This window comes from Roseateles sp., assembly GCF_052436255.1.
GTDB lineage: Bacteria > Pseudomonadota > Gammaproteobacteria > Burkholderiales > Burkholderiaceae_C > Pelomonas.
In genome coordinates this window covers 1-7,138 of record NZ_JBQVNP010000198.1, presented here as the reverse complement: position 1 = coordinate 7,138, position 7,138 = coordinate 1, and the positions used below count along the sequence as shown (strand labels likewise).

Here is a 7,138-nt window from a genome sequence, read left to right as displayed (position 1 = left end):
GGCGCGTAGACGGTCTGCGCGGCGGTGGCCGCCGGGTCGGCCTTGACGATGCGGACCTTGCCGTCGGCCTCGGTGATTTCCAGTTCGGAGATGTTGGATTCCGAGACCAGGTCGATCAGGGTTTTGAGCTTGCGCAGGTCCATCTTGGCTCCAGGCTGTTGTTGTTGTGGTGGAAGAGAGGGGCGGAGGCCCGCGGCCGGTCAGGCGCGGGCAGCTCCCAACGAATCGAGGGCGTGGCGCAGCGCAAGGCGATAGCCGTTCGCGCCGAGGCCGCAGATGACGCCCACCGCCAGCTCACTCATATAGCTGTGATGGCGGAAGGCCTCGCGGCGGTGGATGTTGGACAAATGAACTTCGATAAAGGGCAGGTTGACGGCCGCCAGCGCGTCGCGGATGGCCACGCTGGTGTGCGTGAAGGCCGCCGGGTTGATGAGGATGAACGCCGTGCCGTCGCTGCGGGCGGCCTGGATGCGATCCACCAGCAGGCCCTCATGGTTGCTCTGAAAGCTGCTCAGTGCGGCGCCGGCTTCTTGAGCCATCTTGCTCAGTTCAGCGTCGATCTGCGCCAGAGTCTGCGCGCCGTAGACCTCGGGCTCGCGGGTGCCGAGCAGGTTGAGGTTGGGGCCATGCAGAACAAGAACTTGCATCAAAACGCGTGGCAGGCTATCAACCCGAAGGTTAGGGAACTGCCACTAAATTGAGGAAGGGCGAACTTTACGCGTTTTGGCGCCGGATTCACGGCCGATTGGGGAATTTCTGGCGGCAGTCGCAGGGCTCAGCTGTCTGCTAACTTGCGCAGGTCTTCAAGCGTGGTCACGCCCAGGCGCCGCCAGCTGATCTCTGCCGTATTGTCAAAAACCACCGAAAAGGGGAGGCCCCCGGCCGGGTTGCCCAGCTCCCGCACCAGCCCCAGGCCTTCCGGCCCGGCCAGCGCGACGGGAAAATCCAGCGGCGTCTTCTTCAGGAAGGCCTTGACCGGCTCGGCCTGGTCTACCGCCAGGCCCAAAACCTGCCAGCCTCGACCCTTGGCTTCCTTGTAGAACTGATTGATCTCCGGCAATTCCTTGATGCAGGGCGGGCACCAGGTGGCCCAGAAATTGACGAGCAGGGGCTGGCCGCGCCAGCGGGCAACGTCCAGTTCGGTTCCATCCAGGCCGGTGAAGCGCCGCGTCCAGAAGGCCTGGGCGACGGGCGAGGAGACCGGTGGGTTGAGCTGGCGCCAGGCGAAGCCGGCGCCCAGGGCGGCAGCGCCGACGCCGGCGCCGGCCAGGATCAGGCGGCGGGTGACAAGATTCATGGCTCGGAGGACTCCAGCAGGTTTTGCAGCGCGGCCAGGTCGCCCCGCTCGGTCCGGCTGCGCGAAGCCGGCTTCATGGGGCCCCCAAAGCTGTCGCTTTGCGCCAGCTCCCCCGAGGGGGTCAAGGCACCTCGGGGGCGGCCCTTCGGTACCTTGAGGGCGCCGCGCAGGTCGTCGAAGTCCAGGATGGTCAGGCACAGCGTGACCCGCTCGCCCAGCGCCGGACACGGAGCGTCGAGGACCAGCATGTCCACCGACCGGCCGGTACCCCGGCCGGCCGTCGTCTCCGCCACGTCGAAGCTGATGCCGCGGTCCAGCAGCGCGATCTCGGCGGCCTTGCTGTCGTCGCAATAGAGCTGCAGATGGATGTTGGACAGACGCGTGGCCGTGCCGCGCCAGACGGCGCCGGTCAGGTGGGGGCGGAACTCGGCCAGCCGCGCCATCCACTGGGCGGCCAGCTCGCGCAGCGCCCGCAACTCGGCGGGCTGAGTGTCGGCATGGAAGATGGCGATGTGCTCGCGCACGGCGTCCTCGACCTCGTCGTTGCCTGGCAGCGCGGCGCGCGGGGCGCCCAGGTCGCGTGCGGCGCGCTGCTTGGCAGGGCCCCAGTCCATGCCTTCGTCGACGATGAGGCGCGCGGCCGCGGCCGCGATCGCTTCGGTGATGTCATTCATGGCAGTCGCGCATCGTTCATGCGTCCGGTGATGACGGCGGCGCGGCCCATCACATAGGCCGACCCCGGCTGGCGCTCGAAGCGCTTGGGCGCCGGCAGCATGACCGCCAGCCGCGCCGCCTCGAAGTTGCCCAGGCGCGATACATCCATGCGGAAGTAGTGCCGCGCTGCCGCCTGGGCGCCGAACAGGCCTTCGCCCCATTCGACGCTGTTCAGGTAGATCTCCAGGATGCGCTGCTTGCTCAACAGCCCCTCCAGCATCAGCGTCAGGATCAGCTCCTGGCCCTTGCGCAGCAGCGTGCGCTCGCCGGACAGGAACAGGTTCTTGGCCAGTTGCTGCGTGATCGTCGAGCCGCCGATGATCTTGGGCGGCCGCTTGGCCTTGCGTGCCTCTGCCCGGGCCTGCGCCTTTTCATTCTTCTGCCAGGCGCCCTTGAGGGCCTCCCAGTCCACGCCGCCATGCTCGGCGAAGCCGTCGTCCTCGCTGGCGATGACGGCGCGCTTGAGCGTCCTGGGCAACTGCTCGTCGTCCACCCAGGCCTGCGCCCAGGCGACCTGCTGCCGCTCCCCCAGCAGCCGGATGCCCTCGCTGCGCTGGAAGCTGGTCGACTGCGGCGCGAGCACATTCATCAGTGCGATACGGCCGGCAAACCAGAGCTGCAAGTACAGCACGGCCAGGGCCAGCACGCCGATCAATCGGGCGAGGTGGCGCATCACAGAGACGCCCTCACGGCGTTCAACACCGGCGCGGTGTCGGGCCGCAGGCCGCGCCAGAAGAAGAAGGCCTCGGCGGCCTGCTCGACCAGCATGCCCAGACCGTCCCGTGGCTCGGCGTCGTGGGCGGCGGCCCAGTCTAGGAAGCCCTGGGCCTTGGGGCCGTACATCATGTCCAGCGCCAGCGCGCCGCGCTTGAGCGCGCGGGCGTCGACCGGCGAGGCCGCGCCGGCCAGGCTGGTGCTGGTGGCATTGATGACGATGTCCTGCGCGGGTGGGGCGTCGGCCAAGGTGCCCGCTGACAGGGGCAGGCCGAGGTGGGCATGGCTGGCGACCAGCGCCTGCGCCTTGTCGAGCGTGCGGTTGACGACGGTGATGCGTGCCGGCCCGGCGGCGATGAGGCTGCCCAGCACGCCCGCCGCCGCACCGCCGGCGCCGACGTGCAGCACCTGCAGGCCGGCCAGCGAGCGCCCGGCGTTGCGCTGGATGTCGTTGACCAGGCCCGCGCCATCGGTGTTGTCGCCGGTCCAGCCATCGGCGTCGAAGCGCAGTGTGTTGACGGCACCGCCCAGCTGCGCACGCTGGGTGCGCTTTGCTGCCAGCGCGAAGGCGTCGAACTTGAACGGCACGGTGATGTTGCAGCCCCGACCGCCGGCTGCGGCAAAGGTGCGCAGCGTGGCCTCGAATGCGTCGAGCGGCGCAAGCAGCCGCTCGTAGTTCAGCCGCTGCCCGGTCTGCTCCGCGAACATGGCGTGAATGTCCGGCGAGCGGCTGTGCGCCACCGGGTTGCCAACCACGGCATACCTGTCGGTCATTGAACTTGTCCCTGCAAGGTCGTTTCCAGCCCGTCATCGCGCGTGAACTTGAAGCGCGACGTGATGACCAGCACCTCCGCACCGCGCAGCATCTCGCTGCTGAAGTTGCCGAAGGGCGAGGCCGCCTGCACGATGGCGATGGCGCGGCGGTCCAGCGTCGGGTTGCCGCTGGAGGCCACCACCTCGGTCTCGATGACGCGGCCCTTGTGGTCGATGTGGATGTTCATGGTCAGCTCGCCATACAGCTTCTTGCCGCGGGCCTCGGGAAAGTCGCGCGTGCCGCGCTCCTCGATGCGGCGCCGCAGGCCGTCGTAGTACTGCGCATAGACGACCTCGCGCGTGGCCGGGCTGACGTAGCGCTTGCGCGGCCGGGCGCTCTCGTCGTTGACGCGCTTCTCGATCTCGGCGAGCAGGTCGACCAGCTGGCGACGCTTCTCGGCCAGCGCGCGTTCGGCCTCGTCGGTCTTCTCGCGGCGCGGGTCGGGCGGCGGCAGCAGGGCCAGCTCCCGCCGCACCTGGGTCAGCAACTGCTGCTGCTGCTGTTGCAGCTGGGCGATCTGCGAGTGCTGGGCCTCGGCGGCGTCGCCGACCTCGCTGCGCCGTGCCGGCGGCAGCGGCGACGTGGCCCGGCCGGTCTCCACATTGCCGCCGCCGGCCAGGTTGGCCTGGGCCAGCGCCTGGGCCTTGACGGGCGCCTCGTTGGAGCGCGTGTTGACGAGGACGACTTCCAGCGGCGTGTCCTGGAAGATGCGGTTGAAGGTCTCGGGTGCGGCGATGCGCAGGCTGAGCAGCGATGCATGCAAGCCGAGCGAAATGCCCAGCGCCATCTGCAACGTGGTCAGCTTGAGCATCGTCAGGACGCCGGAGCCGCTTCCGCCTCCGACTCATTGACGTCGATGGCCAGCGCGATCGGCGTTGCAGCGGCTTCGAGTTCGTCCTCGTCCGCCTCGGGCTCCTCGGCCGGGGGCGCCCCATCCAGGCGCTCCACCAGCGTCGCATGCACGTCCAGCGTCATCTCGTCCAGGCCGGTGATGCGCACCTTCACGTGGCTGCCGCGCGGGAGGCTGTCGCAGCCCAGCGCCTTGAAGACCAGCGGCAGGTCGTCGGCGCGCACCAGGCCTTCCTTCATGACGGTGGCGGTCAGTTCGGTCGTGCCGTTCTGCTGCAGCCAGCGCAGCGTCCAGAAGCGCTCGATGCCGTTCTGGAAGCCGTTGTAGGCGGCATAGGCCGACTCGAAGCCCGAGATGATGGAGAAGAGTTGCGCATCCTTGGGCTTGAACGGCGCGGCCAGCGCGGCGGTGCGGCCATGGCGGGCGCAGGCAATGATCTGCCACTGGTTGACCAGGTCGACATAGCGGCGCAGCGGTGAAGTCGCCCAGGTGTATTGCGCCACGCCCATGCCGGCATGCGGCAGGGCCTTGACGCCCATGCGCACCTTGATGCCGGGCGCCAGGCTGGCCTGGCTGCGGTAGATGCCGGGCAGGCCCAGCTCGGCCAGCCAGCCGCCCCAGGCGGAGTTGGCCAGGATCATGGCCTCCGCCACGATCAGGTCCAGCGAGCTGCCGCGTGCGCGCACGCCGATCTCGACGGATTCGGTGCCGTTGGGTGGCTCCGACCGCTCACCGGCGAGGCGGAAGTTGTAGTCCGGCCGGTTGAAGTTCTCCGGCTTGCCGCGCACGACTTCGCGCTGGGCCTTGAGATGCTTTGCCAGACGCCAGGTGAAAGCCAGCTCCGGCGCGAAGGCGTAGTCGGCGGGCGTCTCGCCCGACAGGCTGGCGTCGGTGACGATGCCGTCGAGCTTGTCGTGGCGCAGGTTGGCGGCGATGTGCACGCGCTCCAGCTTGGTCTCGCGCGTCTTGATCTCGAACGTGGCCTCGTCCATCGTGAAGTAGATGGACACCGCCGGGCAGTCGCGGCCCTCGATCAGCGTGTAGGCCTGCACGACCTCGTCCGGCAGCATGGTCAGCTTCCAGCCCGGCATGTAGACGGTGGACAGGCGCTCACGGGCGACCTTGTCGACGGGCGAGTCCGGCGTGATGGCCAGGCCGGGCGCGGCGATGTGCACGCCGAAGGTGACGCTGCCGGTGCCCAGCCCTTGTACCGACAGCGCGTCGTCGATCTCGGTGGTCTGTGAATCGTCGATGGAGAAGGCGCGCGCCGGCGACAGCGCCAGCTCGTCCTTGATCTCCGGGGCCGTCAGCGCCGGGAAGCCCACGCCCTTGGGGAAGTTCTCGAACAGGAAGCGTTTCCAGTGGAACTGGTAGGCGCTGGTGATGGCGCCAGCGCCCTGCAGCAGGTCCAGTGGCGCCTTGTGCGAGCGCTTGGCCGCCTCGACGACGGCCTTGTATTCGGGGCCGTTCTTGTCGGGCTTGAACAGGATCTTGTAGATCTGGTCCTGGATGGGCTGAGGGCAGGCGCCCTGGATCAGCGTGTCGGCCCAGGCCTCGATCTGCAGCGCCTGCTGGCGCTTGCGCTCGATGCCGAGCAGGGCGGCCTTGACCGTCTCCTCGGGGGCCTTCTTGAACTGGCCCTTGCCGGCACGGCGGAAGTAATGCGGCGCCTCGAACAGCCGCATCAGCGCCGCGGCCTGCTGCACGACGCCGGCTGATGCGCAGAAGTAGTCCCGCGCCAGGTCGGCAAAGCCGAACTCGCCCTCGGGGGCGAACTCCCAGGCCAGGTCGAGATCGATGTCGTCGGCCAGCGTGCGCGCCTCGCTGAGCAGCGCGGCGGGCGCCGGCTTGTCGAACTTCAGCAGCACATTGGCGGACTTGACCTTGACCCGCTTGCCCGAGTCCAGCTCGACCTGCAGCGAGGCATCGGCCTCCGACATCACCCGGCCGGCGTGAAATTTCCCGGCATCATCAAACAGCGCAAACATAGGAGGGCGATTGTCGCCTCAGGCTTGCAGGTGCTTCAGAAGTCCAGGCAGATGGTCCTCGAAGTCGGTGAGGCCATGGTCGCTGCCTTCCAGCACCTCGCCGTCGCAACCGGCGTAGCGGGCCAGCATCTCGCGCCAGTCCAGCAGTTCGTCGCCCTTGGCGATGAGTGCGTAGTAGCGCAGGGGCCGGGTCAGCCGCGCGGGCGGCGCCAGTGCGGCCAGCTCGGCCACATGCTGCGCGGTGAACTCGAACTTCAGCTGCGGGTCGTGCCAGGCGGTCAGCGTGCCGATATGGCGCGCCAGGTCGCGGGCCGGGTCGACGGCCGGGTTCAGCACCACCACGCGCCAGCCGCGGTGGGCGGGGTGCTCGGCCAGGGCGGTGGCGTAGAAGCCGCCGAGCGAGCTGCCGATGACGGCGGCGCCCTCGGCCGGCCAGTCGGCCACGATGCTTGCGACCCGTTCCATCGCTTCGAGCGGGGAGGGCGGCAGCTGCGGACAGGCGAAGACAAGGCCCGGTTGGGTGGCCGCCCAGTCGGCCATGCGTCGCGCCTTGGCCGAGTTCGGCGACGAGCGGAAGCCGTGCAAATAGAGCAGATGTGTGAAGTCCATGACGGAAGTTTTGAGTGAAGTTTTGTGCGCCCACGACGGGGGCGGAATCCGATTGACGCCAGTGTCGCCGCCGTCCACAGTGCCGGCCTTTTAGCAATCCCTCGGACCGTCACACATGATCCCGACGCACCGCACCGCTCTGGCCGCCGCCG

Annotated in this window: 8 protein-coding genes and 1 pseudogene; all 9 read right to left on the bottom strand. The window is 68.6% G+C overall.

Annotation, left to right across the window (positions count from 1 at the left end):
* Positions 1–143: pseudogene (locus tag ACT6S0_RS25310) on the bottom strand (acetyl-CoA carboxylase biotin carboxyl carrier protein); the annotation flags it as partial.
* Positions 144–200: 57 nt separating this feature from the next.
* Positions 201–650: a type II 3-dehydroquinate dehydratase gene (gene aroQ / locus ACT6S0_RS25305; RefSeq protein WP_444766511.1), complete on the bottom strand. Its 450-nt coding sequence runs from the start codon at positions 648–650 to the stop codon at positions 201–203.
* Between the two features lie 125 nt (positions 651–775).
* Positions 776–1,297 (bottom strand): TlpA family protein disulfide reductase, encoded by a 522-nt coding sequence (locus ACT6S0_RS25300; protein WP_444766510.1) that lies wholly within the window; start codon positions 1,295–1,297, stop codon positions 776–778.
* Positions 1,294–1,971: a hypothetical protein gene (locus ACT6S0_RS25295; RefSeq protein WP_444766509.1), complete on the bottom strand. Its 678-nt coding sequence runs from the start codon at positions 1,969–1,971 to the stop codon at positions 1,294–1,296. The genes ACT6S0_RS25300 and ACT6S0_RS25295 overlap by 4 nt, the downstream gene beginning before the upstream one ends.
* Entirely contained in the window at positions 1,968–2,684 is a 717-nt protein-coding gene (mtgA, locus tag ACT6S0_RS25290) for a monofunctional biosynthetic peptidoglycan transglycosylase (RefSeq protein WP_444766508.1), read from the bottom strand. Before mtgA ends, ACT6S0_RS25295 begins: the two co-directional genes overlap by 4 nt.
* Positions 2,684–3,499: a shikimate dehydrogenase gene (gene aroE / locus ACT6S0_RS25285; protein ID WP_444766507.1), complete on the bottom strand. Its 816-nt coding sequence runs from the start codon at positions 3,497–3,499 to the stop codon at positions 2,684–2,686. Before aroE ends, mtgA begins: the two co-directional genes overlap by 1 nt.
* Positions 3,496–4,350 carry an energy transducer TonB gene (locus ACT6S0_RS25280; RefSeq protein WP_444766506.1) on the bottom strand — a complete coding sequence of 285 codons (855 nt, stop codon included), beginning with the start codon at positions 4,348–4,350 and terminating at the stop codon, positions 3,496–3,498. Before ACT6S0_RS25280 ends, aroE begins: the two co-directional genes overlap by 4 nt.
* A gap of 2 nt (positions 4,351–4,352) precedes the next feature.
* Entirely contained in the window at positions 4,353–6,377 is a 2,025-nt protein-coding gene (locus ACT6S0_RS25275; protein WP_444766505.1) for a ribonuclease catalytic domain-containing protein, read from the bottom strand.
* Between the two features lie 18 nt (positions 6,378–6,395).
* Positions 6,396–6,986, bottom strand: a complete 591-nt coding sequence (locus tag ACT6S0_RS25270; RefSeq protein WP_444766504.1) for a YqiA/YcfP family alpha/beta fold hydrolase — start codon at positions 6,984–6,986, stop codon at positions 6,396–6,398.
* Positions 6,987–7,138 lie beyond the last annotated feature (152 nt).